We start from the raw sequence: 26,943 nt of genomic DNA, 5'->3' as shown, positions 1-26,943 counted from the left end.
GCACGCCGATTTCATGTGCGGGGTGCGCCTCGGGTAGCCTGCCCGACGGAGGATTCGCATAGTGGCCTAGTGCGCACGATTGGAAATCGTGTTGGGATAAAACCCTCGGGGGTTCAAATCCCCCATCCTCCGCCACAGGACAGATGGCCCCGCCGCGCGCAGCGCAGCGGGGCCATCTGTCCTGTGGCGTCCATCTCCCCCCTGGGCGGACGACCCGAAAGGCGGGCGACGGATGTCGGTGCGGCACGGCAGACTGCCCCGGTGAGCTCGACCAGCCCTGCCCCGACCCGACCGCGGCTGTCCTCGTTCTGGCACGACCTGCCGCGCGAGGGCAAGCTGCTCATCTCGACCGTCGTCTTCCAGTCGATCGGCACGGGCCTCGTCCTGCCGTTCATGGTCGTCTACCTCCACGAGGTGCGAGGGATCCCGCTCGAGACGGTGGGCCTACTGCTGGCGCTCCAGGCCGGCGTCGGCATCGTGCTCGTCACGCCGGCGGGGGCGCTCATCGACCGGATCGGACCGCGTCGGGTCTATGCGAGCAGCCTCGTCGCGCTGCTCGTCGCCGACGTCCTCCTGGCGCTCGCGACGACGACCGGGCAGGCGGCCGTGGCGCTCGTGCTGATGGGCTACGGCTTCGGCATCGTGTGGCCGGCCTCGAGCGCGCTCATCGGCAACCTCATCCCGACCGAGCAGCGACAGCGCTACTTCGGGATCAACTTCACGCTGCTCAACCTCGGCATCGGCATCGGTGGCATCGTCGGTGGCCGTTTCGTGGACGTCTCGCGGCCGGGCACCTTCGTGACGATCTACCTGCTCGACGCCCTCAGCTACGTGCCGGGGCTGTTCATCCTGCTCGTCGCGCTGCGCCATGCCCGCGACCGGGTGGAGCGGCCTGCCGACGCGGCCTCCGGGAAGGTCTCCTACCTGACGCTGCTGCGCGACCCCCGGCTGCGGGCACTGCTGCTCCTCGTCGCGGTCGCGGCCCTCGTCAGCTACCCCCAGCTCAACGCCGGGATGCCGGCCTACGCGCGAGCCGAGGGGCAGATCTCGACCGAGGGGCTGGGTTATGCCTTCGCTGCCAACACCGTCGTCATCGTCGTCCTGCAGCTCTTCGTGCTGCAGCGCATCGAGGGCAAGCGCCGCACGCGCGTCACCGTCGTCATGGCCTTCACGTGGATGGTGGCGTGGTCCCTGCTCGGGGCGACGTCCCTCGTGCCGGGCACGGTGACGGCGACGGTCCTGCTCGCCGCGTGCGCCGGGGTCTTCGGTCTCGGCGAGACGATGCTCCAGCCGACGAGCGCCGCGATGGTCAACGACCTCGCGCCCGACCACCTGCGCGGCCGTTACAACGCGCTCAGCTCGCTGATGTTCTCGGTGGCCTTCGTCGTCGGACCGGTCGTCTCGAGCGTCCTCGTCGGTCGCGACCTGGGCCTCGTCTACGTCGGCTTCCTCGTCGGCGGCTGCGTGGTGCTCGCCGTCATCGCGCTCGTCGTGGAGCGGCACCTGCCGCCGCACGTCAACGGCGTGCGCGAGGCGGAACCGGCCGCCGTTGCCGGGGCGGCCACGGCGGACAGGGCGATTTCCGGCTGACGTCGGCTGCGGCATACACTGGCCGTCGGCACCCCGCGTGGTGGTACCTCTCCGAACTCCCCCAGGGCAGGAATGCAGCAAGGGTAGGAGAGCTCTTCCAGGTACGCGGGGTGTCTTCTTTGTCGCTGTCGGTGGTCGCTCAGCGCGGGGGAGCGGTGGTCGTGCCGACCCGAAGCTCGACGGGTTGGGTGACGCTGCGGGGTCTCGTGCCGTCGAGCCGTCGGCGCACGAGCGTGCCGAGGATCCGGCCCTTCTCGCGGCCGTGCTGGTCCATCGTCGTCAGCCGGTGGGGCAGCCACGGCAGGTCGACGCCGTCGAAGCCGGTGACGCTGAGGTCCTCCGGGACGCGCAGGCCGAGCTCCTCGGCGGCGTGGATGACGCCGGCGGCAATGACGTCGGACTGGGCGACGACGGCGGTGGGCCGGGTGCGCTCAGGCACGTCGAGCAGGGCGCGACCTGCGATCGAGCCGCCCTCGAACGACGACCCGTCGCTGGTCTGGACCGCCGGGGCGTCCGGCCCGAAGACGTCGCGGAAGCCGAGCAGGCGACCGACGCTCGGGACGTGCGCCTCGTCGACCTGCACCTCGTCGTCGGGCACGGGACCAGCCCCACTCGTCGGCAGCATCGGCATGGCGACGTGGGCCACCCGGCGGTGCCCGAGTGCGTGGACGTGCTCGGCGATGGCGCGCCCGGCTGCACGCTCGTCGATGCGCACCTGGGTGATCCGGCGGTCGCTCGGCACGCCGGTGCTGAACATCGGTATGCCGCGGGCGGCGAGGTGCTCGACCGCGGGGTTCTCGCCCGGGCCGCAGAGCGAGAAGACGACGGCGTCGAGGGCGAGCGGCGCGAGCTGCGGCACGACGGACTCGCCGTCGTCGCGGGGCTGCCCGATGAGCAGCATGCCGGTGGGGACCGCCTCGAGCACCTCGGCCAGGCCGTCGAGCACGGCGATGGCGAACGGGTCACGGAACGCCATGCGCAGACGGCCCTCGACGAGGACGCCGATCGCGCCCGACCTTCCCTGGCGCAGCGACGCGGCGAGCGGGTTGGGCCCGGTGAAGCCGAGCTCTGCGGCGGCTGCCCTGACGCGCTCGCCGGTCGCCTCGGCGACGGGGCCCTTGCCGCTGAACACGAGGGAGGCCGTCGACACCGACACGCCGGCGCGCTCGGCCACATCGCGGAGCGTCGGGCGGGCTTGACCTCGGGCAACCATGGGAGGCATGCTATCGAAACGTTTCGAGTCGAATCGATTCGAACGTCTCGCACCCCACCATCGATCGACCGTCGGCTGCCGACGAGGTGGCCGGCCGCACGGGAAGCGTGCCGCTCGTCACTGCTCTGGCCGCCGTCCCCCTGAGAGGCTTGTTCCATGTCCGTCGCCAGCGCTCCGCCGGCCACCTCCGTCCGAGTGGCCCGCACCGCCGTCTTCGCGGCCTTCGCCATCAACGGGGCAGCCTTCGCGGCGTTCGCCTCGCGGGTGCCAGACATCAAGCACGCGCTCGGGCTGTCAGCGGGAGCTCTCGGGCTGACCCTGCTGGCGGCGTCCCTCGGCTCCGTCATCGGGCTGCCGCTGTCGGGCTGGATCGTCCACCACCTCGGCGCCGCCCGCACCCTGATGGGCGCCGCGATCATCCAGAGCGTCGGCCTCGTCGGGGTGGGGATCGGCGTCGACGTCGCGGACAACCGGGCGGTCGTGATGGGCGGTCTCCTCCTCGTCGGCTTCGGCAGCGGTGTGTTCGACGTGGGGATGAACCTCGAAGGCGCCGAGGTCGAGCGCTTCCTCGGCCGCGCGATCATGCCGCACTTCCATGCCTCCTTCAGCGCCGGCACCGTCGTCAGCGCGCTCATCGGGGCCGGCCTGTCGTTCCTGCACGTGCCCGTCGCCGCGCACCTCGTCGGCGTCGTCGTGCTGCTCCTTCTCGTGACCCCCTGGTTCCTGCGCGCCTTCCTGCCCCGGTCGGTGGAGACGGACGAGACCGGCGCGGAGGTGCGCTCGGGAGCCGGCATCGGCGCTGCCTGGCTCGAGCCGCGCACGCTGCTCATCGGCCTCGTCGTCCTCGCGGCCGCCTTCACCGAGGGCACGGCCAACGACTGGGTCGGGGTCGCGCTCTCGGACGGCTACGGCCTCGAGCGCTGGGTCGGCGTCGTGGGTTTCGCGGTCTTCCTGACCGCGATGACCGCCGGTCGCCTGCTCGGCACACGCGTCCTCGACCGGCGCGGCCGGGTGCCGGTGCTCCGGGTCCTGTTCGTCTCCGCCGTCGTCGGCTGCCTGCTCGTCGTCTTCGGCGGACCGGTGCTCGCCTTCGTCGGTGCAGCGATCTGGGGTGTTGGTGCGAGCCTCGGCTTCCCGGTGGGGATGAGCGCCGCCGCCGACGACCCGAGGCGCGCTGCGGCCCGGATGAGCGTCGTCTCGACGATCGGCTACACCGCGTTCCTCGCCGGGCCGCCGCTCCTCGGCTTCCTCGGTGACCACGTCGGCGTGCTCCACTCGCTGCTCGTCGTCGGCGCGATGGCCGTCGTTGCCCTCGTGGCCATCCCTGCCGTCCGCGAGCCCGAGCGCGCCAAAACCCCTGGCGCCAAAACCCCTAGCGCCAAAACCCCTGGCGCCAAAACCCCCGGCGCCACCACCCCGAGCGCCCACACCCCCTGACCCGCTGTCCTGATCGAAAGAGCGATCCGCCCCCCAGCCCACCGATCGAAAGAGCGATCCGTCCGAACGGACGGATCGCTCTTTCGATCAGTGGCTCGGGGGCGGTGCGCGGTGGGGTGGGAAGGTCGGTGGGGCTCAGAAGTACTCGGTGATGAAGGGCTGACCCGCGAAGACGGCGTCGAGGGCCGCGTCACCCTCGGGGGTGCCGCCCGTGGCGAGCCCGGCTTGGCGCAGGCGCGACACGGACCATCCGCACCACAGCGCAGACAGTCCCCGCGCCTCGACCCGGAGCACGCTCCCGCCGGGCCCGCCGTCGGCGCGGGTGGCCGTGCCGCGGCCTGCTGACACCGCCAGCGTCCACCGGCCGGAGTTCACCGGGGCGTCGGCGTCCTCGACGAGAAGGTCCACCTCGACCGAGGTGTGCGGACCGAAGCCACGGCCATCGAACGCGGCACCGAGGTCCACGACCCGCCCCATCCACGGGATCTGACGCACCTCCTTGGCCGGCAGCCCACCGAGCCCGAGCGTGACCGGGTCCCGTGGGTCGAGGTAGGTATGCACCGTCGGCGTGGCCGACGACCCCGACCCGACGACACCCCACAGGGTTCCGGCGGCCTCCGGGGTCGTCGCGACGAGGTGCTCCACCGTGACGGCCTGCTCGGACAGGTCGTAGAGGACGAACCCACCGTCGACGGCGTACGCGATGAGCTCGTCCCGCTCGAGCGTCCCCTCGAGCGCGGCGACCGACGGCACCATCGGTCCGCTGACGCCGTGCCGAGCACTTGCCGCACGGGCGAGGTCGTGCATCCACTGGGCGTCGGCGCGGGTCGCCGGCCGGAGTCCGCCCGACCCGCCCCGCCCCGTGCGGGAGGTGCCGAGGTCGCGGAGGAGGTGGGCGGCATACGTCGTCCGCGTCTGCACGCCGCCGATCTCGTAGCCGGACCGGCGGTACAACGTGGCCGTCGTCGGGAAGAGGCAGGACACGACGTCGCCGAGCTCGCCCATCCGGGTGATCAGGGCGCGGGTAAGCGTCGTCGCGACGCCTCGGCCTCGGGCGCTCGGCTCGACGTAGACGCCGGCGACGCCGCCCATCCGCAGGTGTCGTCCGCCCCAGGCCTGCTCGTAGGGCCGGATGCGCCCCGCGCCGAGGACGGTGCCGGACTCGTCGACCACGGCGATCATCCGACCGCCCAGGGTCTCGGCCGAGACCCGTTGCCACCAGGCGTCACCCCCGGTGCCGAGCGGTCCGAAGGACCGGTTGCGGATCGCCAGGACGGCGGGGAGGTCGGCGTCGACGACGTCGCGCGTGCGCAGCTCGCTCATGCGCCGAACCTAACGACTGGCCGAGGCCGAGGGCGACCGGGTGGTCGGTCAGGCCCGGTGGAGGTAGGTGAGGCGACGGACCTTCGAGACCGCCCAGGCGAGGACGGCGTAGACGAGCCAGCTCACGACCGAGAGCCACGTGTAGTTCCCGGCCTTGGTCAGCACCGCGACGATCGAGCCGAGCAGGACGACGGTCACGGCCGGCACGGCATACCAGATCGCCACCATCTGGGGACGGAGCACGAATGTCGGTGAGCCGCGGAAGGCTGCCAGCACATTGCCCGCGACGACGAGCACGAGGACCAGCCACAGTGAGAGTCCTGCGCTGACCGGCAGCGATCCGAGCGCCGCCGCGACCCCCACCCAGCCGCCGAGGACGACGACCGTGAGCACGGTCGGCACCGTCACGTGGGCGACGGCCTCGGTGACCTCGCCGGTGCCGAGGAGCGAGGGCGTGCCGACGTTGTCGGCCTGCAGGCGCAGGCCCTCGGCCCAGGCGCCGAAGCCGAGGTAGAGGGGCAGCAGGCCGATCGTCGCCGCGATGCTCGGGGCGGCCGGCTGCGTGAAGGCCCACGTGACGATCGCGCCGCCGAGGACGGTCAGGCCCAGACCCGAGAGGAAGGCTCCCGGGGTGCGCCGCAGTCCGAGGATGTCGCGTCGCACGAGCACACCGAACGGGCGGCCGGCGCGCAGTCGCGCGGAGCGGCCGTGGCGGACGGGTCGGGTCAGGGCGAGCCGCGCCGTGCGGAGGTTGCCGGTGAGGGCCGACCCCGCCATCGTCGAGGTGTTGGCCGAGTGGGCGCGCAGCGACTCGGCATGCAGCTCACGAAGGGCGTCGGGCACCCGCCACAACAGGCTGAGGCCACGGTCGGGTCCGGGCCAGGAGCGGACCTGCGACCACAGCCAGAGACGCGTCGCGAGGACGCCGAGCGCGGTGCCGATCAGCGTCGTCACGAGAATGGTGGCGACGCCGGCGACGTGGGCGAAGGCCAGACCGGCCCCGACGGTCAGCCCGCTCAGCGCGCCGACGAAGAGGCCGCCGACCGCGGCGTAGCGCCACCACCGGCGCAGGGCGAGGGCCCGGTCGAGCGGGACGGGCAGCACCAGGTCGATCCACGGCATGGGTGGGACCACCGGCCCGCGGAAGCGCCCGGCGAAGACGACGGCGCCGAGCAGGGCCGCCACCGAGGCGACGAGCAGGGCGATGGCCACGGGGGAGCGCAGCTGCTCCCCGAGGGAGCTCGCGTCCGACGTGCGGAAGACCGCCTGGACGATCGGCAGGCCGTAGACGAGGGCGCCGAGGAAGAGGACGTAGCCGGCATACAACCCCTGCTGCCGGGCCTTGCGCGCGGCATCACCGCCGATGACCCAGTCGGCCTGGCCGAGCAGGTCGTGGTCGTCGTAGTCGACCTCGGTCGCCGTCGGGACCAGTGCCGCCGGGTCGTATGCCGGGTGGCGCGGCGGTGCCTCGGGTGCGGGCTGTGGGCCAGCCGGCTTCTTGCGCTTGCTCATCGCGCGTCCCCGGTCAGCGCGCCGGCACGACGTCGACGACGCGGGTCGCGAGGGTCGCGGTCAGCTCGGGGTCGTGGCAGGCCATGACGACCGTGCCGCCGGCCTCGGTCCGCTCGCCGATCAGGGCCGCGACGACCTGGCGCTTGCCGGTGTCGAGGCGCTGCTCGGGCTCGTCGAGCAGCACGACGCTCGCCGGGCGCGAGAAGGTCAGCGCCAGCCGGAAGAGCTGCTCCTGGCCCGACGACAGCTCGTGCGGGAAGCGGTCGTCCAGGTGGGCGATGCCGAGACGGTCCAGCAGGGCCAGGCTGCGCTCGTCGGACGTCGCGGGCTCGCCGCCCCACGTCGAGTCGATGAGCACGAGGTGGTCGATGAGCGTCAGGTCGCGATAGGTCGTCGGGGCGCCGAGCAGGGCGGCGACGGCAGCGCGCACGGCTCGGTCGCGCTCGTCGGCCTCGCGGCCGCCGATGGTCGCGGTGCCGGTGCTCGGCACGAGCAGCCCGCCGATGATCCGCAGCAGCGTCGTCTTGCCCGAACCGTTGGGGCCGCGCAGGACGATGCACTCGCCCGGGTCGGCGCTGACATCGGTCGGGAGCAGCAGGGTCGTCTCGTCGATCGTCTTGCCGACGCCCTCCGCGCGGACCTCACCGGCCAGCACTGCGACCGCACCCATCTGCACCCATCCCTTCGCTGACACCGTCGCGCTGTCGCGCCGTCGGAAGCCACCGTATGCCGCTTGGCTCCGAACGCGCTGACCGCACGGAGCACTCAGCCCTGCGGCCCGACGGGTGGACCGACGACCAGCGCGACCCCGGTCAGGGCGAGCACGGCCACGACGCCGACCGCGACGGCGATCATCGGACGGGCGAGGAGCGCCGCGACGACCCGCTCGGCCGGGTTGGTGGGCGTCTCGCCGTCGCGTCCCAGACGCCAGCCGCCCTCGAGACGCCCGCGCCGTTCGAGCCGGCGCTCCCACCAGACGGTGAGGAGCGGCGGCACGGCGCTGAGCAGACCCAGCAGGCCCTCGCGGACCGTCCAGCGCTGGTTGACCCACAGCAGGACCGTGACGAGGCAGAAGGCGATGAAGACGACGCCGTGGGCGAGCCCGAAGACCTTGACCCCGAGGTCCGTCGTGCGCGTGACGTACTTGAGGACCATCCCGAGCAGGAGCAGCGCCCACGTCACCACCTCCGCGAGGGCGATCCGGCGGTAGAGGGTGCGAGGGGCCATGCGGGCGTCTCCTACGTCGTGTCGTACTCGAACGCCAAGTATGGCAAGCCGCACGTCCCCCTCGACCACTGCCCCCTCCGCCCCTCCCGATCGAAAGAGCAGTTCGTCCGGACGGATTGCTCTCTCGATCGGACACTCGGGAGGGTCAGGCCTCGCGCCGGGCGAGGGTGAGGGCGAAGTCGCCGTCGGTGTCGGTCCACGTGTGCTCGACGGTGAAGCCGGCCGCGGCGAGCTCGTCACGCAGGCGCTCGGGCCGGAACTTCGTCGAGATCTCGACGCGGATCTCCTCACCGTGCGCCAGCTCGAACGTCAGGTCGGCGCCGGGGATGGTGACGCGCTGCGGCATGTCGGCCCTCAGCCGCAGGTCCATCCGCTCCTGGCGCGGGTCCCAGAAGGGCACGTAGGAGAAGGCGTCGATGTCGAAGTCGGCCCCGAGCTCACGGTTGAGCACGTGGAGGCAGTTCGTGACGAAGGCGGCGGTGACCCCTTGGCCGTCGTCATAGGCGGAGATGAGCCGGTCGCTGCTCTTGACGAGGTCGGTGCCGAGCAGGAAGGAGTCACCCGGCTCGAGGCTGTCGTGGAGTGCCCCGAGGAAGGCTGCCCGCTCCTCGACGTAGAAGTTGCCGATGGTCCCGCCGAGGAAGGCCACCAGACGACGACCTCCGCGCGGGAGGTGACTGAGGTGGAGGGTGAAGTCCCCGACGAGCGCCTCGACCTGCAGTGCGGGGTAGCGCTCGGACAGCATCGCGGCGGCGTCGCGCAGCGTCTGCTCGGAGACGTCGACCGGCACGAAGCGCTCGAGCCTGCCGGCGGCGGCGAACGCATCGAGCAGGGTGCGGGTCTTGTCGCTCGTGCCGCTACCGAGCTCGACAAAGGTCGTGGCGTCGCACGCGGTCACGATGTCGACGGCGTGGTCGCGCAGGATCGCCCGCTCGCGCTCGGTCGGGTAGTACTCCGGCAGCCGGGTGATCTGGTCGAAGAGATCGGAGCCGACGTCGTCGTAGAGCCACTTCGGCGAGAGCGAGCGGGGCTGCGATCCGAGGCCTCGTCGCACGTCGTCGACGAGAGCCCCGGAAGCCCAGTCCGGGTCGAGGGCCACGGTCACGACAGGCTCACGAGCGGTCACGAGCGGACCCCTCCGTCGGCGAGGCGGACGCCGGACAGGGCCCAGCGCGAGCCGGGCGGGAAGAAGTTGCGGTACGACAGTCGCGCATGACCCGGGGGCGTCAGGGCGCACCCCCCGCGCAGGACCATCTGGCCCGACATGAACTTGCCGTTGTACTCGCCGATGGCGCCGGCCGGCGGGTGGTAGCCGGGGTAGGCGAGGTAGGCCGAGCTCGTCCATTCCCAGCAGTCGCCGTAGACCTGGCGGAGGTGACCCGTCGGTGGGCCGGCGGCCCGGGGGTGGAACGTCTCGGTGTCGGCGAGGTTGCCGGCGGCGGTCGACGCCTCGGCCTGCCCGTCCGCGACGACGGCGTGCTCCCACTCGCCCTCGGTGGGCAGCCGCTTGCCGGCCCACGTCGCGAAGGCGTCGGCCTCGTAGTGGCTGACGTGGCTCACCGGCAGGCCGGGGTCGACCGGGCGGGTGCCGCTCAGCGTGTGCTCGAACCAGGCGCCGTCGACCTCGCGCCAGTAGAACGGCGCCCGCCAGCGCTCCCCGCGCACCCTGGCCCACCCGTCGGAGAGCCAGAGCTCGTGGCGCTCGTAGCCGCGGTCGGCCATGAACTCGAGCCACTCGCCATTGGTCACGAGCCGGTCGGCGAGGCGGTAGGGCTCGAGCCACTGCTGGTGCAGCGGCAGCTCGTTGTCGAAGCCGAAGCCGCCGCCCCGGTGCCCCACCTCGACGAGCCCGCCCTCGACGTCGACCCAGCCCAGCGGGTCGGGAGCGGACGGCGTGAGGGGGGTGCCGGCATACGCAGGCTGGAGGGGGTTGACCGACAGCACGTGCTTGATGTCCATGAGCAGCAGCTCCTGGTGCTGCTGCTCGTGGTGGAAGCCGAGCTCGATGGTCGGGCTCAGCTTCTGGAGCGAACCGCCGTCGAGGGTGTTCACGAGGTCGCGCATGCGGTCGTCGACGTCGGCGCGGTAGAGGCCGACGTCGTGGGCGCCGGGCCGGGTGATGAAGCCGCGCTCGGCGCGGGCGTAGCGCGGCCCGACGCCCTCGTAGTAGCTGTTGAAGAGGAACCAGTACTGGTCCTGGTAGGGCGTAAAGGACGGCTCGTGGTCGGCGAGCACGAACGTCTCGAAGAACCACGTCACGTGCGCCCGGTGCCACTTCGTGGGCGACACGTCCGGCATGGACTGGACGGTCTGGTCCTCGGGTGAGAGCGGGGCGGCGAGAGTCTCGGTGTGGGATCGCACCTCGTCGTAGCGTGCGACGAGCGTGTCGGCGTCCCACTGATACCGCCGCATCGGGTCGGGCATGGTGTCCTCCTCCGTCCGGCCGATGCATGGGTCGCTCGACGGGCCGGTGCATCGACCCTAGGCACAGCCGCCGACATCCGCCCTCGGAACGGCGCACCGTAAGGAGCTGTTCACCCTTTCGCCCCCCGATGCGGCGGCCCTTCGGTCGGCGTTCCCGGCGTCGGTCCTGGCGGTTAGGGTTTCGGGCATGGCCACCGCCCTGTACCGCCGCTATCGGCCCGAGAGCTTCGCCGACGTCATCGGCCAGGAGCACGTGACGGAGCCGCTCATGCAGGCGCTGCGCACGGGCCGGGTCAACCACGCCTACCTCTTCAGCGGGCCACGCGGCTGCGGCAAGACGACGAGCGCGCGCATCCTCGCGCGCTGCCTCAACTGCGAGCAGGGGCCGACGCCGATCCCGTGCGGCACGTGTGACTCGTGCGTGGCGCTCGCCCGTGGTGGCTCCGGCTCGGTCGACGTCATCGAGATCGATGCCGCGAGCCACGGAGGCGTCGACGACGCCCGTGACCTGCGCGAGCGGGCGAGCTACGGCCCGGCCCAGAGCCGCTTCAAGATCTACATCATCGACGAGGCGCACATGGTGACGCCGCAGGGCTTCAACGCCCTGCTCAAGATCGTCGAGGAGCCGCCGGAGCACGTGAAGTTCGTCTTCGCGACGACCGAGCCCGAGAAGGTCATCGGCACCATCCGCTCCCGCACGCACCACTACCCCTTCCGGCTCGTGCCGCCGGCCAAGCTCACGAGCTACATGGAGCGGCTCCTCGAGTCAGAGCACGTCGCGACCCAGCCGGGGGTGCTCAGCTTCGTCACACGTGCGGGCGGCGGCTCGGTGCGTGACTCGCTGTCGGTGCTCGACCAGCTCATCGCCGGCTCGGGTCCCGAGGGCCTGACCTACGACGGCGCCGTGTCGTTGCTCGGCTTCACCGACGGCGAGCTGCTCGACAGCACCGTCGACGCGCTGGCGGCCGGCGACGGTGCCGCCACCTTCCGCCAGATCGACAAGGTCATCGAGTCGGGCCACGACCCGCGCCGTTTCGTCGAGGACCTGCTCGAGCGCCTCCGCGACCTCATCATCGTGGCCGCGATCCCCGAGGGCGCCGGGCAGGTGCTGCGCGGCGTCCCCGAGGACCAGCTCGAGCGCATGCGCGTGCAGCAGGCGGCCTTCGGCCCGGGTGCGCTCTCGCGTGCGGCCGACATCGTCAACACGGGCCTCACCGAGATGACCGGCGCCACCGCCCCGCGGCTGCAGCTCGAGCTGATCTGCGCGCGCATCCTCCTGCCGGCCGCCTCCGGCGAGCAGGGGTATGCCGCCCGCCTCGACCGTCTCGAGCGCCGCCTCGACGTCGGGGGAGTCCCGACCGCCGCCCGCGGTGACGCTCCGGCACCGGCCGGTCACGCGCCGCCCGCTCCCGCGGCGTCCGCTCCGCCCCGCACGGTCTCCGACTACACGCCCCCCTCGAGCGGTGGCGGGGCGGGTGCCTCGCACGCCGCCGGCGGCATGGGTGGCGGCGGTCGCAGCACGGGCATCGAGTCCGCCGGCGGCCCGTCTGGTCCGGCGTCGAGTCCAGGCCCTGGTGATGCGGGCCGCATCGACGCGGCGCGTGCCGAGGTCGGTGCGCCACCCGTCATGACGCCGGCCGAGTCGGTCGGTGGCCCGTCCGCTGTCGTCGAGTCGAGCACTGGTGACCAGCACCTCGCCGGTGCGTCCGAGCAGGTCCGGTCCGGCGCGGGCCCCTCGGCGGGTTCGTCCGCCGCCTCGGTCCCGGCGCCCGAGCCGCCCTCGGCCGCAGGGCGGCCGGGCGAAGCCACGCAGGCTGGGTCGGCCGGTGGCATGGACACCGACGCCATCCGGCGCGCGTGGCCCAACGTCCTCGGTCGCATCTTCACGATGCGCCGCATCACGTGGACCTTCGTCTCGCAGAACGCCCAGGTCACGGCCTTCGACGGCAGGACCCTGACGCTCGGCATCGCGACCGCCGGGCTCACGCAGACCTTCCGAGCGGGCAACCACGCCGACATCGTGCGCCAGGCGCTCATCGACGAGCTCGGGGTCGACGCCGTCGTCGACGGCATCCACATGGACACCGTGTCGCAGCAGACTCCGGTCGCGCCACCGCCGGGAGTCGTCCCCGCGGGGCTTCCCGACCCGCCGAGCAAGGGCGCCCCGGGTGGTCCGGCCGACGGCGGGCAGGGGGGCGCCGGTGCTGGTGACGGTGGTGCGGGTCGTTCGTCATGGGGTGATGCCGGCGCGGGGCATGACTCCGCCGGCCCCGGGGGCAACGCTCCGACCGGGACCGGCGGCCACGGTGGATCGTCCCCGTCGGGAGGCGCGGCGCTCGCCGACGCCGGGCTGAGCCCGGTCTCCGGACGGTCGCTCCAGGACAATGCCGGCTGGGGATCGACGACGGGTCCGGCCCCGGACTGGGCCACCGGGCCGGCCCCCGCCTCGCCGTCCGCTGCGTCGCCGTCCGCGCCGCCGCCCACGGGCGCCGCGGCGGGTGCCGCCTCGGCAGGTGGCGCCTCGGCAGGTGGCGCCTCGGCAGGTGGCGCCTCCGGGGGAGACGCGCCGACGGACTCGGCGGTGCGTGGGGCGAGTGCCGTGCGGCAGTCGTTCGCCCAGGCCCGGTCGCGGGCCGGGGGTGCGCGCTCGACCGACGACGAGCCGCGACAGCCAGTCACCGACGACTCCGCCGTGAGCGACGACGACGAGGACATCGAGCAGTCCGGCGACGTCGGGCGTTCTGTCATCGAGAAGGTCCTCGGCGGCCGCGTCGTCCAGGAGCTCGACAACTGACCGTCCACGGGCCGGCAATCGTCATAACCCGGAGGGGCAGGCGCGTCCCGGAGTAGCGTCGAAGCGTGACCTTCGAGGTTGCGGCGGACGCGTACAACCGGTTCATGGGGCGGTATTCGGGGCCGCTCGCCGAGCGGTTCGCCGACTGGTCAGGTGTGGCCAGACCCAGTCGGGCGCTGGATGTGGGCTGTGGAACCGGGGCCTTGACCCGTGTGCTCATCGAGCGGCTGGGGGTCGACGGCGTCTCCGCGGTCGACCCGTCCTTGCAGCTGCTCGCCGCCCTGCGGCAGGCGTTTCCGACGCTCGACGTGCAGACCGCGACGGCAGAGCGGCTGCCCTACCCCGACGACCTCTTCGACCACGCGCTCGCCCAGCTCGTCGTCAGCTTCATGGCGGACCCGGTGCTCGGGCTGCAGGAGATGTCCCGGGTCACGCGCCCCGGCGGCACGGTGTCCGCCTGCGTCTGGGACCTCGCCGGCGGTGGCGCGCCGCTGGCCCCCTTCTGGCGGGCGGCACGCGACCTCGACCCCGACGTCGACGACGAGTCCGGCAGGCCCGGGACCCGGGAGGGCGAGCTGGCGCACCTGTGCGACCAGGCCGGCCTGAACCAGATCGAGGACACCGCCCTCACCGTCACCGTGCGACACCCGACCTTCGAGGACTGGTGGGTGCCCTACACGTTCGGGGTGGGACCCGCGGGCGCGCACGTGCGAAGCCTCGATGAGATGGCGCGAGCACGGTTGCGTGAACGCTGCCGGCAGCTGCTGCCCGATCCGCCCTTCTACATCATGGCAACCGCGTGGGCGGTGCGCGCCCGGGCCTGACGCAGACCGGCTGACTCAGACGCGCTGACGCGGACCGAGCGGACGCGCTCACCCGGCATACCAAAGGGTGGTCATCCGGCGGCTGCGACGGACGGTCGCCACGGACGGTCCGCCCCCGGCCCTAGGCTGTGGCCCATGTTCTACAGCCTCGGGCGCAACCTCCTGTACCCGCTGTCCCATGCGCTGTACCGGCCCACGATCGAGGGCAAGGAGAACATCCCGCGGCAGGGCGGTGTCATCGTCGCGAGCAACCACCTGTCGTTCATCGACTCCTTCGCGATCCCGCTGGCGTCCCCACGGCAGGTCCGCTTTCTCGCCAAGGAGGAGTACTGGACCGGGACGGGTGTCGGCGGCTTCCTGCGCAAGGGCTTCTTCACGGCTGTCGGGATGGTGCCGGTCGACCGCCACTCGGCGAGCGCCGCCCAGGAGAGCCTCGACACGGCGCTCGAGCTGCTGAGGGCCGGTGACGCCTTCGGCATCTATCCCGAGGGCACCCGCTCACGCGACGGCCGGCTCTACCGGGGCCGCACGGGCGTCGCCTGGCTGGCCCTGACGGCGCAGGTGCCGATCGTGCCCGTGGGGCTCATCGGCACCGAGCAGATCCAGCCGGTCGGGGCACGGTTCCCCAAGCTCGCCAAGGTCACGGTGCGCTTCGGCGCCCCGATCGGGGTCGAGGAGTATGCCGGTATGCCCGCGGGCAAGGCGCGTCGCCTGCTGACCGACCGCGTCATGGCGGCCATCGCCGAGCTGAGCGGGCAGGAGCGCGCCGACGCGTACAACGAGGTGCCGGGCGCCGAGTCCCCGATCTGAGCGATTCCTTTGCAGATGCGACCCTGTCGCATCTAGCGTGGGTCCGTGACCGAAGCCCGAGCGTCGTCCCTCGCCACCGCCCGAGCGTCGGCGACCCGCCGTCTCGGCCGCAGTGAACGCCGCAGCCTGCTCGGCATGGCCACGGTCATCCTCGTGCTGCACCTCGTCGGCTGGGGCCTGCTCGTCGGCGTCGTCGCACCGCACCAGTACCAGGTGGCCGGCCAGCTCTTCGGCGTCGGGCTCGGGGTGACGGCCTACACCCTCGGCATGCGGCACGCGTTCGACGCCGACCACATCGCGGCCATCGACAACACGACGCGCAAGCTCATGGCCGAGGGCCAGCGCCCGATGAGCGTCGGCTTCTGGTTCAGCCTCGGCCACTCGTCGGTCGTCTTCGTCATGGTCGCGCTCGTCGCCTTCGGCATCCGGGCGCTGGCCGGCGCGATCGAGGACGACAGCTCGACCCTCCAGCAGGTGACGGGAGTCTGGGGGACCGCGGTCTCCGGCGTCTTCCTCGTCCTCATCGGCCTCATCAACCTCGCCGCGCTCGTCGGGATCCTCAAGGTCTTCCGACGCATGCGTGCCGGTGACTACGACGAGGCAGAGCTCAATGCCCAGCTCGACAAGCGTGGCCTGCTCAACCGGATCCTCGGGCGCGTGACGCGGACGGTGCGCAGGTCCTGGCACATGTACCCCGTGGGGCTGCTCTTCGGCCTCGGCTTCGACACGGTCACCGAGGTCGGGCTGCTCGTCATCGCCGGCGGCGCCGCCGCGGCCAACCTGCCTTGGTATGCCGTGCTCATCCTCCCGGTGCTCTTCGCCGCGGGCATGTCGCTCCTGGACACCATCGACGGGTCGTTCATGAACTTCGCCTACGGCTGGGCCTTCAGCAAGCCGGTGCGCAAGATCTACTACAACATCACCATCACAGCGCTCTCGGTCGCCGTCGCCCTCGTCATCGGGGTCATCGAGCTCGCCGGCCTCCTCGGCGACAAGCTCGACATCACCTCGGGTCCGGTCGCGTGGATCGGCTCGATCGACCTCGCAGACGTCGGCTTCTGGATCGTCGGGCTCTTCGTCGTCACCTGGGCCGTGGCGCTCGCCGTGTGGCGCCTCGGGCGCATCGAGGAGCGCTGGTCCGCGGGGTTGCCCGACGGGGGCGCCTGAGCGCAGCCCTCCGCGGCGGGTTTGGCCGTCACAAGTCCGCCGGGGCGGGGTTGGTGCGGGGGTGGCGCGGGGTTTGACCGTCACAAGTCCGCCGGGGCGGGGTTGGTGCGGGGGTGGCGCGGGGTTTGACCGTCACAAGTCCGCCGGGCGGGGTTGGTGCGGGGGTGGGGCCGGGTTTGACCGTCACAAGTCCGCCGGGGCGGGGTTGGTGCGGGGGTGGCGCGGGGTTTGACCGTCACAAGTCCGCCGGGGCGGGGTTGGTGCGGGGGTGGGGCCGGGTCAGAGGGTTCAGCGGGGTTAGAGGGGTTAGCGGGTGGCCTCGATGGCGGCGCGGAAGTGCGGCAGGGCAGCCTCGATGGACTCGGCGGTCGCCGTGAGGCAGATCCGGAACCATCCTGGCGTCTCGAAGAGCGCGCCCGGAATCACGAGGACGCCGCGACGCTCGAGCGATGCGACGAACGCTTCGTGGTCCGGGACGGGCGAGCGCGGCCAGAGGTAGAACGTGCCCTCCGGGGAGGCTACCCATAGCCCATCCCACGCAGCGCCGTGACGAGCCGGTCGCGTTTGGCCTGGAGGGCGGCGACGTCGAGGGAGAGGCGCTCGAGGTCGGGGACGGCATACTGCATGACCGCGTTCGGGAAGAGCCAGCCGCCCGCGACCTGGAGACGACGATGATGCGCGTGCGGGCCGTGATCGCGGCGGAGATGGCCCCGAGGTCCAGGTCGAAGCTCGGCTGGAGCGCCGGCACCTTGACTGGCACGAGGCCGGCCTCGATGGCGAGGATCTCGTAGAGGAACCAGGGCGGGAGCGTGTAGACGACCTCGTCGCCGGGGTCGGCCACCGTCTTCATCACCACGGTGATCGCGCCGAAGCCACCGGTGGTCATGCGGAGGTGGTCGCCGGTCCAGCCGAGCGGGACGACGCGTTCGAGCGAGGCCGCGGCTGCGTCCTGGGGCGGCTTCTCGCTCTGCTTGTAGGCGAACCACAGCTCGTCACGCGGCACGGCGGCCTCGCGCAGCGCGTCGACGTAGGCCGGCATCGCCAGCTCGTGCGGGTCACCGAAGGTGAAGTCCAGGACTCCGTGGTCGCGGCGACCGGTCTCCTCCGCGGCGCGACGGCGCAGGAAACCGAAGAGCATCCGGAACGGTGTGGCTGCCTGGATCTGCTGGCTGCGGCGTGAGACGGACCCACCCTGTGCGTGTTGGTCGGGGTCGGCCTGCACTGTGTCACCTCGTCTGGCCACGTCGCCGTCGTCGTGCGGCCACGCTAGACCGGTGCGGTGGTCCGCAGGACGGCTTTGCGAGGCTTAGGGTTGCGGTGTGTACGAAGGCGCGGTGCAGGACCTGATCGACGAGCTCGGACGACTCCCGGGAGTCGGTCCCAAGAGCGCGCAACGCATCGCCTTCCACCTGCTCCAGGCGGACTCCGACGACGTCACGCGTCTCGTCACGGCGCTGACCGAGGTCAAGGCCCGGGTCCGCTTCTGCGAGGAGTGCGGCAACGTCGCGGAGGCCGAGAAGTGCCGCATCTGCGCCGACCCGCGCCGCGACCACACGGCGATCTGCGTCGTCGAGGAGCCCAAGGACGTCGTCGCCATCGAGCGCACGCGCGAGTTCCGCGGGAAGTACCACGTGCTCGGTGGCGCGATCAGCCCCATCGACGGCATCGGACCCGACGACCTGCGGGTGCGCGAGCTCATGACGCGCCTCGCCTCCGGTGAGGTGCAGGAGGTCATCATCGCGACCGACCCCAACCTCGAGGGCGAGGCCACGGCCACCTACCTGAGCCGACTGCTGCGCGACGTCGGCCTCACCGTGACGGTCAGCGGACGGATCGCTCTCTCGATCGAGGCGGACGGATTGCTCTTTCGATCGGAGGGGGCGGATTGCTCTTTCGATCGGAGGGGACGGATTGCTCTTTCGATCGGAGGGGGCGGATTGCTCTTTCGATTGGAGAAGGGGGGCGGGTCGATGAGGCACCAGCGCTGGTGCGCTCGTTCCCGGGGCGACCGCGCCACACGGCATACGGCATGCTGGGACCATGACTGATGACCCGGTGACCGAGGGCCACGCGAGCGAGGTCGACGACCTGTCGGGCCTGGCCGATCTGACCGCCGCGGAGGCGAGTGCCTTCCTGACATCCGTCACCGAGGTGGCGTCGGGCAGCTCGCCCGACACCGCGCTCCCGTTGCTGACGCTCGCGCTCTCGCAGGTGCTCCTCGCCGGCGCGCGGCTCGGGGCGATCGAGGACGTCGTGCCGGAGGAGCGGTTCGAACCGGACGCGACCGACGACGACGCCGACCCGCTGCGCACGGGCCTCGCGAACGTCTTCGCCGGCATCGACGACTACGTCTACGTCATCGACCCGATCACGTCCACGGAGCGTGCCGACGGCTCGATCACCAACGACCTCGTCGACGTGGCGGTGTCGCTGAGCCACGGACTCAAGCACTACGCGACCGGGCGCAAGCTCGAGGCCCTGTGGTGGTGGCAGTTCGGCTACCTGTCGCACTGGGGTGACCGGGGTCTGACGGCGCTCCGCTCGCTCCACTCGATCCTCGCCCACCTGCGCCTCGACGCCGACGAGGAGACCGTCGGCGAGGCGGAGTTCGACGCGCTGCACCCCTAGTCCGCGCGAGAACGTGCGGCGCGCGGGACGAATCGGCGCACATCTCACCATCGTGACGTCCCGATGGGTCCCGAGCGTCCGAGCCTAGACTCGGACGCACCGCAGACCACCGAGGAGATCCGGAGCCAGAGTGAGCATCGTCGTCCAGAAGTACGGCGGTTCGTCCGTGTCCGACGCCGAGGCCATCAAGCGGGTGGCCCGGCGCATCGTCGAGACGCAGCGGGCCGGGCACTCCGTGTGCGTCGTCGTCTCGGCGATGGGCGACACGACGGACGAGCTGATGGACCTCGCCGAGCAGGTGACGCCCGCGCCGCCCGCGCGTGAGCTCGACATGCTCCTCACCTCGGGTGAGCGCATCTCGATGGCCCTGGTGGCCATGGCGATCGCGCAGCTCGGCGCCGAGGCCCGGTCATTCACCGGCAGCCAGGCCGGCGTCATCACCGACGACGCCCACGGCGCCGCGCGCATCATCGACGTGACTCCGGGTCGCATCCAGAGCGCCCTCGACGCCGGCCACATCGCGATCGTCGCCGGCTTCCAAGGCGTGAGCCAGACGACGAAGGACATCACCACCCTGGGCCGGGGCGGGTCCGACACGACCGCCGTCGCGCTGGCCGCCGCGCTCGAGGCCGACGTCTGCGAGATCTACACCGACGTCGACGGCGTCTTCACCGCCGACCCGCGCGTCCTGCCGAGCGCCCGCAAGCTCGACGTCCTGTCGATGGAGGAGATGCTCGACCTCGCCGCCAACGGCAGCAAGATCCTGCACCTGCGCTGCGTCGAGTACGCCCGCCGCTACGGCATCCCCATCCACGTGCGCTCGTCCTGGTCGCAGAAGGCCGGCACCTGGATCAAGGACAACCCCTACGAAGGAGAAGGCGCTGTGGAAGCTCCGATCATCGCCGGCATCGCCCACGACCGCAGCGAGGCCAAGATCACCATCGTCGGCGTCCCCGACCGCGTCGGCATCGCCGCCAAGATCTTCGGCGCGATCGCGGAGTCCGGCATCAACATCGACATGATCGTGCAGAACGTGTCGGCCGCCGAGACGGCGAAGACCGACATCTCCTTCACCCTCCCGCAGGCCGACGGCGCCCGCGGCATGCAGGTGCTCCAGTCGATCAAGCACGAGGTCGAGTACGCCGACCTGCGCCTCGACGACAAGATCGGCAAGATCGCACTCGTCGGCGCCGGCATGAAGAGCCACCCGGGCGTCTCGGCCAAGTTCTTCGGCGCGCTCGCCGAGGCCGGCATCAACATCGAGATGATCTCGACCTCCGAGATCCGCGTCTCGGCGGTGACGCGGGCCGAGCAGCTCGACGACGCCGTCCGCGCCGTGCACACGGCCTTCGGGCTCGACTCCGCGGACGAGGCGATCGTCTACGGCGGCACCGGTCGTTGACGGGACCTCACGCGGGGACGGCGGTCGCCACGATGTCGGCCAGCTCCTCGCGTGACGGGCCCGGGTCGGGCTGCGGGCGCCAGCCGGAGCGGTAGACGGCCCGAGCCCTCTCCTCGACGGTGCCCAGGACCGAGGGAAGGGCCTGCATCGACACGTACGGCCCGATGGCCTCACCGATGGACGGGTCCTGCGCGGCGGCCATCATGATGACGTCCGACGGCAGGTGCCCGGAAAGGTCGATGTCGTCCCCGGCCCAGCGCCGAGCCTGGGCGTGGTCCATCGCGATGTGGTCCTCGACCCACGGCCGCATCCGCGCCTCGTCCCACGCGTCGAGCTCCTCGCCCACCGCCTCGACGTCGGGTCCGTGCACGTCGATCAGGCGCAGCAGCTCGCTGACCTGGGTGAGTGAGGTCGTCACACCTCGGCCAAAGTTCGGTGTCGTCGTGCACACTGCGTCGCCGACGAAGACGAGCCCCGGCAGGGCGAGGTCGCCGGAGGGGCCACGCTGCCCGCGGTAGACGTTGAGGAGCGGCCCGCCCGGGAGCACGTCGGTCAACGGCTCGGCGACCTCGGTCGCGGTCCACTCGGCGAGCCCCGGAATCGCGGCGCTCGCGGCCTCGAACGCCCTCACGTGTCTGAGCCCCACGAGGTTCCGGTCCGCCGTCGACCGGATGATGAGGGCGGAGAAGATGCCCCTCTCGTGGAGGAAGATGAGAACCATGAAGCCGACGTAGTTGCCCTGCCAGGCAATGGCATTCGTCATCCGCGGCAGCGGGGCGTTCGGCAGCAGACGGTAGGCGCGGTCGACGTAGGCGATCCCGCACTCACCGCCGATCCCGGGGGCCCGCAGGTGCCGGTTGACCCGCCCGGACCGGCCGGAGGCGTCGACGACGAGGTCGGCCTCGAGGTCCGAGCCGTCGACGCGGATGCCCCGGGCCTGGCCGCCTCTCGTCGTGACGCCGTCGACGTGACCGGTGCGCATCTCGAGGCCGGGCTGCTCGAGCGCCGCGGACCGTACGGCCCGCTCGAAGGTCTCACGGCGCGAGCGCACACCGGCCGGCAGCGTCCGGCCGTCGGGGAGCGGCATCTCGATCGGCTCACCGCCCAGGGCGAGCCACGCGTCCCACGCCGCAGGCGCCTCGGCGCGGAGCACCTCGCCGACCTGGGGTCGGAAGGCATGCGCGTGGTGGAACTGCATGACGCCCCGGCGGGCCCAGGTTCCCCCGTCCAGCGGGGGTCCGGGGTCCCGGTCGACCGCCACGACCTGGTGCCCGCGGCGTGCGAGACCCATTCCCGTGACGAGCCCCGTGGGACCTCCTCCGATGACGGCGACCTTCACGACCACCACCCCCTCGCATCTCCACAGTGGGAGTGGACCTGCTGGGCGTCAAGCGATTTCGGGCTCCCCGCAGGCGCGCCGCCGCGATCTGCGGCATATGCCCGTCCCTGGTTCACAGGTTCACCGGTGCGGGCCGCGGGTATGGTCGAAGACACAGCAGCAGTCACCTACTCGGGGCGATAGGTACGGCCAACGTGACCCCTCACGAATCACATCTGCAGAGCGACGGCTCGGTCTTCCCGCCCGTCACACCCGACCCGCCGCCGTCACCCGGTCAGGTGGAGATCCACGTGCCCGACATCGTGCCGGTGTCGACGCCCGACGGCCCGGACCGCGCGAGCGACACCCGCGAGACCCAGGACGCCACGTCCGAGACGGCCGGTGTGCGGGAGTCGTCGCCACCCGACTGACGGCCTCGTCCGGACCGGGTGTTCGCGCACCGTGACGAACCGGGTATCTCCTCGACGTGAGACTGCGTCGGAGCGTCATCGACAAGCCCGGGATCCGTCGAGTGCGGCGAGGCCGCGGCTTCGGCTACGTCGACGCCGACGGTCGCACGGTCGACCCGGCCACGCGGGAGCGGATCACGGCTCTCGTCATCCCGCCGGCGTGGCAGGACGTCTGGATCAGCCCGCATCCCAACGGGCACATCCAGGCCGTCGGCACCGACGACGCCGGCCGTCGCCAGTACCTCTACCACGGGGCCTGGCACGAGGAGCGTGGCCGCGAGAAGCACGACCGCGTCATGGTCCTCGCGCGCAAGCTGCCCGCCGCCCGCAAGCAGATCGCCGCCGACCTGCGCACGAACGGGCTGACGAAGAAGCGCGTCACGGCCGCCGGTCTGCGGATGCTCGACGCCGGACTCTTCCGCAGCGGCGGTGAGGAGTACGAGGCCGAGCACGGCTCCCACGGGGTGGCGACCCTCCTGCGCTCACACGTGACCGTGAGTGGCGAGGACGTCACGTTCGAGTTCCCCGCGAAGTCCGGGGTCACCCGCGAGGCGGTCATGACCGACCAGCTGCTCGCGCGGATCGTGCTGTCCCTCAAGCGAAGTGGTTATCCGGGCGAGCGGCTGCTGGCCTACCGCGACACCGACGGATGGCACGAGCTGCGGTCGAGCGACCTCAACGTCGCGTTCAAGGAGCTCGTCGGCGAGGAGCACACCGTCAAGGACCTGCGCACCTGGGCGGCGACCGTGACCGCGGCCGTCTCCCTCGCCCGGATCGGTCCCGTCGCGTCCGAGCGCGAGCTCAAGCGGGCCGAGAAAGACACCATGAAGGTCGTGTCGGAGCACCTCGGCAACACGCCCGCCGTCGCGCGCAGGTCGTACGTCGACCCTCGGGTCCTCGACGAGTATGCCGTCGGCCGCACTATCGCGCGCAGTCTCAACCGCCTGACCAAGGCGGATCGCAGCCGCCTCGGTTCCCTTCGAAGCGAAGGGAACCCGACGGCATACGCAGGCTTGTCAGGCGGTCAGAGGTCGACGACCTCGTTGTCGCCCTCCAGGCGCTCGCCGGTCACCTTCGCCTTGATGAAGTTGGCGATCTGCGTGACCTTCGCGCCCGGGGAGTCCCAGTACTCGGCCGAGTCGGCGCTCACCTTGATGAGGATGTTGTTGGGGTTCTCCGGGCCACCCTCGAGCCACGCGCCCGTGAAGGAGTTCCACAGCTCGGCGAGCTTGGCCGTGTCATCGACGATCGTGGCGGTGCCGGACAGCGACACCCACGAGCTCTGCGAGCTGTAGGCGACATTGACCTTCGCCGGGGACTGCGCGGCGATGTCACGGGCCTTGTGGCTGTCGCGCTCCGCGACGAAGAGGACGTCGCCGTCGAACTCGACCTCCTGCGTCGCCATCGGGTGGCTGACGAGTGCGCCGTTCGAGTCCACGTGCGTCAGCATCGCGATCCGGATGTCCTTGATGAGGTCTGCGACCTTCTTCGTGCCGTCGTCGTGCTCGCTCATGGCGTACTCCTCGTCGGGGTCGGTGACGCTGTCACCGGCCACGTACCCGATGCGCTCAGGCGGTGGTCGAGCGTGTCGAGGGTTCGGCCAGGTCCAGATCGGCCTCCTCCGGGGTGCTCTCCCCGGTGCCCCCGTGGGAGACGTCCTCGGCCCGCGTGTGCGGCATGAGCAGGCCGGCCGCGATGCTGACGACGGCTGCGACGAGCACGGCGAGGAAGACCGCCGTCGAGCCGGCCTGGACGGCCGCCCTCGAGGCGTCCCCGCCCCGAGCCGCGATGACGGCGTTGGCGATGGCGCCGAAGATCGCGACGCCGACCGCGCTGCCCACCGAGCGCATGAACATGTTGGTGCCGGTGACGACGGCGCGCTCGTTTCACGGCACGGAGGCCTGGGCCGCGATCAGGGTCGGGGTCGCCACCAGGCCGAGCCCGAGGCCGACGACGAGGCACGACCCGGCCGTGGCCCAGACGTTCGGGGTCGAGGAGACGATCCAGAGGGACAGGGCGCCCAGGGTCGCGATGACCAGACCGATGAGCGCGGTCGGGCGGAAGCCGATGCGCATGTAGAGACGCCCGGACTGCGACGCCGAGATCGGCCAGCCGATGGTGAGGGCGGCGACGGCGAGCCCGGCGACGATCGGCGTGGCTCCCGTCGAGCGCTCGAGGAAGGTCGGGACGTAGGAGGTGAGGCCGACGAGCACGGCGCCGACGCCGATGCTGATGAGGCACGTCGCGACGATGAGTCGGCGCGTCAGGATCTCCAGAGGCAGCACCGGCTCCGGTGCGCGGCGCTCGATGAAGCCGAAGATGACGAGCAGGAGAGCGCCGACGGAGAAGGCTCCGATGCTCTGCCACGAGCTCCACGCCCAGGCCTGGCCGCCCTCGAGGACGGCGAGGATGAGCAGCGTCAACGAGACCGTGAGCACGCTGGCCCCGGCGTAGTCGATGCGGTGCCGGCGTCGCTCGACGGACTCGTCGTAGTTGCGCCACAGCATGCCCGCGGCGAGCAGGCAGAAGGGGATGTTGACGAAGAAGATCCACCGCCACGACGCGAACTGGGAGAAGACGCCGCCGAGCGTGGGACCGACGACGGACGACACGGCCCACACGCTCGCGATGTAGCCCTGGGTCTTGGCGCGCTCGGCCACGGTGTAGATGTCGGCGGCGATCGTGGTCGTCATGGGCAGCACCGCGCCGGCCCCGAGGCCCTGCAGGGCTCGCATGACGATGAGCGAGCCCATGTCCCAAGCGAACCCGCAGAGGATGCTGCCGACGAGGAAGAGTCCGATCCCGACGAGGATGACCGGCTTTCGTCCGACCGTGTCGGCGAGCTTGGCATAGACCGGGACCGACACGGCCTGCGCCAGCAGGTAGACCGAGAACAGCCACGGGAACTGGGTCAGGCCGCCGAGGTCCGCGACGATGGACGGGACGGCCGTCGCCAGGATCGTCGAGTCGAGCGCGATGAGCGACGTCGACAGCATGAGGGCGATGAGGATCGGCCCACGGTCCGAGCGGAATCCCAGGTTCGACGAGGTGGACACGATCCTCCTGATGCTGGCGGAGCCGGGTGCCCGGCGCGGGCGGCGACAAAGAGGGACAACGCTCGTGGGCGCGGTTCATTCCCGACCGCTCGGCATCCGGGACCGCGCATCGGCCTGCTGCAGCGTCTCGTTGCTGCCACTGTGGACTCAGGCCCGGACCGACGGCATCCGTCCACTGGTGGCCGGGGAAGGAGAGTCGCGGTGCGAACGGTCGGTGTGGAGGAGGAGATGCTGCTCGTCGACGTGCGCACCGGACGACCGCGATCGGTCTCCGGGCAGATGCTGGCGCACGCCCCGCGCCGGCGCCCCGAGTCGGCGGGCGTGGGGGTGCACGGAGCCATCGCGGCGGAGCTGCAGCAGCAGCAGATCGAGACGCGCACCGCGCCGGCCGCCGACATGGCCGCCCTCCGTGCCGAGGTCCGGAGGTGGCGCTCCGAGGCCGTCTCGGCGGCGCGGGGGACGGGTTCGAGCGTCGCCGCGCTCGCCACCTCACCGCTGCCCGTGCGCCCGGTCCTGACGAGGTCGCCGCGGTACGACTGGCTGGGGGACCGCTACCAGCTCACCGCACGTGAGCACCTCACGTGCGGCTGCCACGTGCACGTCTCCGTGGACAGCGACGAGGAGGGCGTGGGCGTCCTGGACCGCATCCGGGTCTGGCTGCCGTCACTGCTCGCGCTCAGCGCCAACTCTCCCTTCTGGAACGGCCAGGACTCCGGCTATGCGAGCTACAGGTCCCAGGCGTTCGCGAGATGGCCCTCGTGGGGGCCGGCCGACCGCTACGGCTCGGCTGAGGGCTACCACCGGCTCGTGCGCAGGATGGCGCTGAGCTCGGTGATCCTCGACCCGGGCATGGTCTACTTCGACGCCCGTCTGTCCCAGCACTACCCGACCGTGGAGATCCGCGCCGCGGACGTCTGCTTCAGCGTCGAGGAGGCGATCGTCGTCGCGGCCCTGTGCCGAGGACTCGTCGAGACGGCCGCGCTCGAGTGGGCGGCCGGCAGGGCGGCGCCCGACGTGCCGACGCAGATGCTGCGGTTCGCGACATGGCAGGCCGGGCGGGAGGGGCTCGAGGGGAACCTCATCGACTGGCGCACCGAGCTGCCGAGGCCGTGCTGGTCGGTGCTCGAGTCGCTCGTCGACCACGTGGGGCCGGCCCTGCAGGCGGCCGGGGATCTCGAGATGGTGCGGGAGGGGCTCGCCCGGGTGCGCGCGGAGGGCAACGGTGCCATCCGCCAGCGGGCCGTGATGGCGCACACCGGGCAGCTCGTCGACGTCGTCGCCGCGTCGGTCCGCGAGACGTCGTCGCGGGGCGCGGGCTAGCCAGTCGACGCCTGGCTTGGACCCGACGGAAAGCGAGTGCGCTGCGCGCCGGCGTCCTGCTGGTCGTCGTCGCAGCCGTCCCGTTCCTGTCGGTCGTCGCCATCCTGGTCCGGGCGCCTGGTCTCGAGGGACCGAGTCTGGGTGACCTGCTCGGCGGTTCGACCGGCGTCGTCGTCGTGCCCCTGCTCGCCAGTCACTGCGGCGGGTGCAGCCACATGACGAAGGGCCTGGTGGAAGGCGACGTTCTCGCTCTCCACCAGGCCCTTCGGATGGTCGGGGTGACAGTGTCCGATCTCAGGACATCGGAATGGGCTGTCTCAGGACATCGGAATGGCGTGTCGCAGGTCATCGGCATAACCGGATCCGGCAGGGTCGGTGGTGTCGAAGCGTCGTCTTGTCATCACAGCCGTCCTGGCCGGTTCCTCGCA

20 protein-coding genes, 1 tRNA gene, 1 other RNA gene and 3 pseudogenes are annotated in these 26,943 nt (G+C 71.6%); 14 read left to right on the top strand and 11 right to left on the bottom strand.

Annotation, left to right across the window (positions count from 1 at the left end; translation table 11 throughout):
* The first annotated feature begins 47 nt into the window (after positions 1-47).
* The 3 genes from AB4030_RS11410 (at position 48) to ffs (ending at position 1,711) form a co-directional block, all read left to right on the top strand.
* A tRNA-Ser gene (locus AB4030_RS11410) sits at positions 48-135 on the top strand.
* Between the two features lie 126 nt (positions 136-261).
* A complete protein-coding gene (locus tag AB4030_RS11405) occupies positions 262-1,590 on the top strand; it encodes an MFS transporter (protein ID WP_442279341.1) in 1,329 nt (442 codons plus the stop codon).
* Positions 1,591-1,614: 24 nt separating this feature from the next.
* Positions 1,615-1,711, top strand: an RNA gene (gene ffs, locus AB4030_RS11400) — signal recognition particle sRNA small type.
* 18 nt (positions 1,712-1,729) lie between these two features.
* Here ffs and AB4030_RS11395 read toward each other — a convergent pair.
* The gene (locus tag AB4030_RS11395; RefSeq protein WP_442279340.1) at positions 1,730-2,803 is read right to left on the bottom strand and encodes a LacI family DNA-binding transcriptional regulator; all 1,074 of its coding nucleotides are present in this window, start codon (positions 2,801-2,803) and stop codon (positions 1,730-1,732) included.
* A 156-nt stretch (positions 2,804-2,959) separates the two neighbouring features.
* On the opposite strand from AB4030_RS11395, the gene AB4030_RS11390 reads away from it, so the two are divergent.
* Positions 2,960-4,240 carry an MFS transporter gene (locus tag AB4030_RS11390; RefSeq protein ID WP_442279339.1) on the top strand — a complete coding sequence of 427 codons (1,281 nt, stop codon included), beginning with the start codon at positions 2,960-2,962 and terminating at the stop codon, positions 4,238-4,240.
* A 135-nt stretch (positions 4,241-4,375) separates the two neighbouring features.
* Here AB4030_RS11390 and AB4030_RS11385 read toward each other — a convergent pair whose 3' ends face one another.
* The 6 genes from AB4030_RS11385 to egtB all read right to left on the bottom strand — a co-directional run bounded on the left by AB4030_RS11385 (position 4,376) and on the right by egtB (position 10,726).
* Entirely contained in the window at positions 4,376-5,563 is a 1,188-nt protein-coding gene (locus tag AB4030_RS11385; protein WP_442279338.1) for a GNAT family N-acetyltransferase, read from the bottom strand.
* A 48-nt stretch (positions 5,564-5,611) separates the two neighbouring features.
* A complete protein-coding gene (locus AB4030_RS11380) occupies positions 5,612-7,075 on the bottom strand; it encodes a hypothetical protein (RefSeq protein ID WP_442279337.1) in 1,464 nt (487 codons plus the stop codon).
* Between the two features lie 13 nt (positions 7,076-7,088).
* A complete protein-coding gene (locus AB4030_RS11375; protein WP_442279336.1) occupies positions 7,089-7,745 on the bottom strand; it encodes an ABC transporter ATP-binding protein in 657 nt (218 codons plus the stop codon).
* A 95-nt stretch (positions 7,746-7,840) separates the two neighbouring features.
* Positions 7,841-8,302 (bottom strand): DUF3817 domain-containing protein, encoded by a 462-nt coding sequence (locus tag AB4030_RS11370; protein WP_442279335.1) that lies wholly within the window; start codon positions 8,300-8,302, stop codon positions 7,841-7,843.
* Between the two features lie 145 nt (positions 8,303-8,447).
* Positions 8,448-9,428 carry an L-histidine N(alpha)-methyltransferase gene (gene egtD, locus AB4030_RS11365; protein ID WP_442279334.1) on the bottom strand — a complete coding sequence of 327 codons (981 nt, stop codon included), beginning with the start codon at positions 9,426-9,428 and terminating at the stop codon, positions 8,448-8,450.
* Positions 9,425-10,726, bottom strand: a complete 1,302-nt coding sequence (gene egtB, locus AB4030_RS11360; RefSeq protein ID WP_442279333.1) for an ergothioneine biosynthesis protein EgtB — start codon at positions 10,724-10,726, stop codon at positions 9,425-9,427. The genes egtD and egtB overlap by 4 nt, the downstream gene beginning before the upstream one ends.
* 187 nt (positions 10,727-10,913) lie before the next feature.
* Here egtB and AB4030_RS11355 point away from each other — a divergent pair, with 187 nt between their 5' ends.
* The 4 genes from AB4030_RS11355 to AB4030_RS11340 all read left to right on the top strand — a co-directional run bounded on the left by AB4030_RS11355 (position 10,914) and on the right by AB4030_RS11340 (position 16,321).
* Positions 10,914-13,520 carry a DNA polymerase III subunit gamma and tau gene (locus tag AB4030_RS11355; protein WP_442279332.1) on the top strand — a complete coding sequence of 869 codons (2,607 nt, stop codon included), beginning with the start codon at positions 10,914-10,916 and terminating at the stop codon, positions 13,518-13,520.
* Between the two features lie 65 nt (positions 13,521-13,585).
* Positions 13,586-14,344, top strand: a complete 759-nt coding sequence (locus AB4030_RS11350) for a class I SAM-dependent methyltransferase (protein ID WP_442279331.1) — start codon at positions 13,586-13,588, stop codon at positions 14,342-14,344.
* A gap of 135 nt (positions 14,345-14,479) precedes the next feature.
* Positions 14,480-15,154 (top strand): lysophospholipid acyltransferase family protein, encoded by a 675-nt coding sequence (locus AB4030_RS11345; RefSeq protein ID WP_442279330.1) that lies wholly within the window; start codon positions 14,480-14,482, stop codon positions 15,152-15,154.
* Between the two features lie 45 nt (positions 15,155-15,199).
* Entirely contained in the window at positions 15,200-16,321 is a 1,122-nt protein-coding gene (locus AB4030_RS11340) for a HoxN/HupN/NixA family nickel/cobalt transporter (RefSeq protein ID WP_442279329.1), read from the top strand.
* Between the two features lie 306 nt (positions 16,322-16,627).
* Here the strand turns inward: AB4030_RS11340 and AB4030_RS11335 are convergent, their stop codons facing one another.
* Positions 16,628-16,969 (bottom strand): aminotransferase class I/II-fold pyridoxal phosphate-dependent enzyme, encoded by a 342-nt coding sequence (locus tag AB4030_RS11335; protein WP_442279458.1) that lies wholly within the window; start codon positions 16,967-16,969, stop codon positions 16,628-16,630.
* 671 nt (positions 16,970-17,640) lie between these two features.
* Here AB4030_RS11335 and recR point away from each other — a divergent pair.
* From recR to AB4030_RS11320, 3 genes and pseudogenes are all read left to right on the top strand, one after another.
* A pseudogene (gene recR / locus AB4030_RS11330) lies at positions 17,641-18,180 on the top strand (recombination mediator RecR); the annotation flags it as partial.
* A gap of 181 nt (positions 18,181-18,361) precedes the next feature.
* Positions 18,362-18,949: a DUF5063 domain-containing protein gene (locus AB4030_RS11325; protein WP_442279328.1), complete on the top strand. Its 588-nt coding sequence runs from the start codon at positions 18,362-18,364 to the stop codon at positions 18,947-18,949.
* A 130-nt stretch (positions 18,950-19,079) separates the two neighbouring features.
* Entirely contained in the window at positions 19,080-20,351 is a 1,272-nt protein-coding gene (locus tag AB4030_RS11320) for an aspartate kinase (RefSeq protein ID WP_442279327.1), read from the top strand.
* A gap of 7 nt (positions 20,352-20,358) precedes the next feature.
* Here the strand turns inward: AB4030_RS11320 and AB4030_RS11315 are convergent, their stop codons facing one another.
* Entirely contained in the window at positions 20,359-21,690 is a 1,332-nt protein-coding gene (locus AB4030_RS11315) for an FAD-dependent oxidoreductase (RefSeq protein WP_442279326.1), read from the bottom strand.
* A gap of 194 nt (positions 21,691-21,884) precedes the next feature.
* Between AB4030_RS11315 and AB4030_RS11310 the strand changes: the two genes are divergently transcribed.
* Together AB4030_RS11310 and AB4030_RS11305 are read left to right on the top strand one after the other, a co-directional pair.
* On the top strand, positions 21,885-22,100 hold the full coding sequence (locus AB4030_RS11310; RefSeq protein WP_442279325.1) for a hypothetical protein: 216 nt from the start codon (positions 21,885-21,887) through the stop codon (positions 22,098-22,100).
* Between the two features lie 56 nt (positions 22,101-22,156).
* Positions 22,157-23,002 (top strand): annotated as a pseudogene (locus AB4030_RS11305) (DNA topoisomerase IB); the annotation flags it as partial.
* 161 nt (positions 23,003-23,163) lie between these two features.
* On the opposite strand, the gene AB4030_RS11300 reads toward AB4030_RS11305, so the two are convergent.
* Together AB4030_RS11300 and AB4030_RS11295 are read right to left on the bottom strand one after the other, a co-directional pair.
* Positions 23,164-23,652 carry a pyridoxamine 5'-phosphate oxidase family protein gene (locus AB4030_RS11300; RefSeq protein WP_442279457.1) on the bottom strand — a complete coding sequence of 163 codons (489 nt, stop codon included), beginning with the start codon at positions 23,650-23,652 and terminating at the stop codon, positions 23,164-23,166.
* A gap of 55 nt (positions 23,653-23,707) precedes the next feature.
* Positions 23,708-25,135 (bottom strand): annotated as a pseudogene (locus AB4030_RS11295) (MDR family MFS transporter).
* 261 nt (positions 25,136-25,396) lie between these two features.
* Here AB4030_RS11295 and AB4030_RS11290 point away from each other — a divergent pair.
* A complete protein-coding gene (locus tag AB4030_RS11290) occupies positions 25,397-26,515 on the top strand; it encodes a glutamate--cysteine ligase (protein ID WP_442279324.1) in 1,119 nt (372 codons plus the stop codon).
* Positions 26,516-26,943 lie beyond the last annotated feature (428 nt).

The sequence above is a fragment of the Terrabacter sp. 2YAF2 genome, from assembly GCF_052114705.1.
GTDB lineage: Bacteria > Actinomycetota > Actinomycetes > Actinomycetales > Dermatophilaceae > Terrabacter.
Note: the sequence above shows the minus strand (reverse complement) of the source record. Positions and strands in the feature narration are given on the sequence as shown.

What these genes read in the sequence shown, in the direction of transcription:
- AB4030_RS11355 (WP_442279332.1), top strand. Translation starts at nt 10,914, where the DNA reads ATGGCCACCGCCCTGTACCGCCGCTATCGGCCCGAGAGCTTCGCCGAC.
- AB4030_RS11325 (WP_442279328.1), top strand. Translation starts at nt 18,362, where the DNA reads ATGACTGATGACCCGGTGACCGAGGGCCACGCGAGCGAGGTCGACGAC.
- AB4030_RS11395 (WP_442279340.1), bottom strand. Translation starts at nt 2,803, where the DNA reads ATGGTTGCCCGAGGTCAAGCCCGCCCGACGCTCCGCGATGTGGCCGAG.
- AB4030_RS11385 (WP_442279338.1), bottom strand. Translation starts at nt 5,563, where the DNA reads ATGAGCGAGCTGCGCACGCGCGACGTCGTCGACGCCGACCTCCCCGCC.
- AB4030_RS11380 (WP_442279337.1), bottom strand. Translation starts at nt 7,075, where the DNA reads ATGAGCAAGCGCAAGAAGCCGGCTGGCCCACAGCCCGCACCCGAGGCA.
- AB4030_RS11390 (WP_442279339.1), top strand. Translation starts at nt 2,960, where the DNA reads ATGTCCGTCGCCAGCGCTCCGCCGGCCACCTCCGTCCGAGTGGCCCGC.
- AB4030_RS11300 (WP_442279457.1), bottom strand. Translation starts at nt 23,652, where the DNA reads ATGAGCGAGCACGACGACGGCACGAAGAAGGTCGCAGACCTCATCAAG.
- AB4030_RS11375 (WP_442279336.1), bottom strand. Translation starts at nt 7,745, where the DNA reads ATGGGTGCGGTCGCAGTGCTGGCCGGTGAGGTCCGCGCGGAGGGCGTC.
- AB4030_RS11370 (WP_442279335.1), bottom strand. Translation starts at nt 8,302, where the DNA reads ATGGCCCCTCGCACCCTCTACCGCCGGATCGCCCTCGCGGAGGTGGTG.
- egtB (WP_442279333.1), bottom strand. Translation starts at nt 10,726, where the DNA reads ATGCCCGACCCGATGCGGCGGTATCAGTGGGACGCCGACACGCTCGTC.
- AB4030_RS11345 (WP_442279330.1), top strand. Translation starts at nt 14,480, where the DNA reads ATGTTCTACAGCCTCGGGCGCAACCTCCTGTACCCGCTGTCCCATGCG.